Origin of the sequence: Ancylomarina sp. (assembly GCF_041555295.1) — a bacterium.
Lineage (GTDB): Bacteria > Bacteroidota > Bacteroidia > Bacteroidales > Marinifilaceae > Ancylomarina.
The window spans coordinates 1-1,479 of sequence record NZ_JBFFKR010000483.1 but is presented as its reverse complement, the minus strand read 5'-3'; the positions used below and the strand labels follow the sequence as shown (position 1 = coordinate 1,479).

Annotated in this window: 2 protein-coding genes; one reads left to right on the top strand and one right to left on the bottom strand. The window is 33.1% G+C overall.

Annotated elements, in window-relative coordinates:
• A partial coding sequence (locus ABY905_RS17280) for a KTSC domain-containing protein (protein ID WP_372646147.1) occupies window positions 1–217 on the top strand: 217 nt, incomplete at its 5' end.
• Between the two features lie 114 nt (window positions 218–331).
• Here the strand turns inward: ABY905_RS17280 and ABY905_RS17275 are convergent.
• A complete protein-coding gene (locus ABY905_RS17275; protein WP_372646145.1) occupies window positions 332–862 on the bottom strand; it encodes a hypothetical protein in 531 nt (176 codons plus the stop codon).
• Between the last annotated feature and the right edge of the window lie 617 nt (window positions 863–1,479).

Below are 1,479 nucleotides of genomic sequence, written 5' to 3'. Positions count from 1 at the left end.
AGTTGGTATTGCTGACTTAAAGCATAAAGGACTATTGCTTGAGGTGACCTTTTTAGATGGTTCAGCTTACGAATACTATGGTGTGAATAAGAATGTTTTCCAAAAGATGATTAACTCTGATAAGCAAGCTCGTTTTGCAAAAAGAAGCATCTACAACTCATATACATACCGCAAATCGAAGAAAGCAACAGTTGCTGAGGAAGCCGTTGTAGCCTAATTCGCTTACGATATCATATTTAGAGCATCACTTTATTGGAGTGATGCTCTTTTTTTATGGATTTTTTTCTATTATGAGTTCTCTTTGAGCACTATCCTAATTTTGGCAATTAGGCTATGCTGAATTAATGATGTTTGTGAGATTCGTCAATAATGTTTGAGTTTCAGCGTTTAATTCCTTTATGTCGGTATTTACTAGAATATCATATTCCTTAAATTCATTGAGGGTTCCTTTTAACTTATTATTAGCTCCAATAATACGTTGTTTGATATTGTTAGTAAGATCGATATCCTTAGGGGAGACTATTCCTGAAATGAATAATGTATATAGAATAAGCCCTATTGGTAAACAGCAGGGAATAATGAATATAGCTAAAATAGCTATCGCCCAGTTTTTTGTATCATCGAAATATTCACCTGCTTCGTTGTAATAGGCTTCATGACAATGTCCTTCCCCATAAACCGGATAGAATGTGGTGTCGACTATTTGCCTAAAAAGCCTCCAGTGTAATGCTGTCTCTTTGCAATAATCATCATGGTAATTGTAATAACCTATCCTTGCAGATATCGTATTATCGGGATGTCCTCCGGCTAAAGTATTGCCCAGTTGATCCAGGGACACAAAAAAGTTACTCAAATAACTCATAGCTTTATTTGTTAGTGTTATTACGATAGAACCAATTAAACCGATAGGTGTCGTGATAAATTCAGTAGTGACTTTGTTGTGTAAATATCCAATTTAGTTCTTTTTATAATAATGAACTAGTATGAATTACTTGTTTTGATAAAACACACAATTTGGCTTTTAAAATTTAATGAGGGGCTGTCTGTACAATTTGTTTATTCGGTTTATGGATTTAACAAAGCATCATAGTGAAAACTTGAGAGAGGCGATTAATTGACTTTAAAGCCAAATCGATTCTGAAAAAAATGATGATTATTTTATTTGTAAAAACCCTTTTCCGAAAGGCTCTAAATATGAATTTGGACTCATTATATGCCTTTGTAGAAAAAAAGCAGTATTAAATATGAGATTTTTCAAAAAAAATATCTTTAAATGCAAGTGTTGCATCTACAGGTGATTAAGAATCTTATTTAGAGTTTGCGAAAACCTTTGCGCAAATATTCCCTTTGGGCTTGATTTGGTTTTATCGAAAAATTGTCTCTACATTTGTCTCAACAAAAATAGAAAAAGCATGGCTACAAAAATGATAATTCGACGACGACGCAGATCTTTATTTCAACAATAAGGGAGCATTGTTT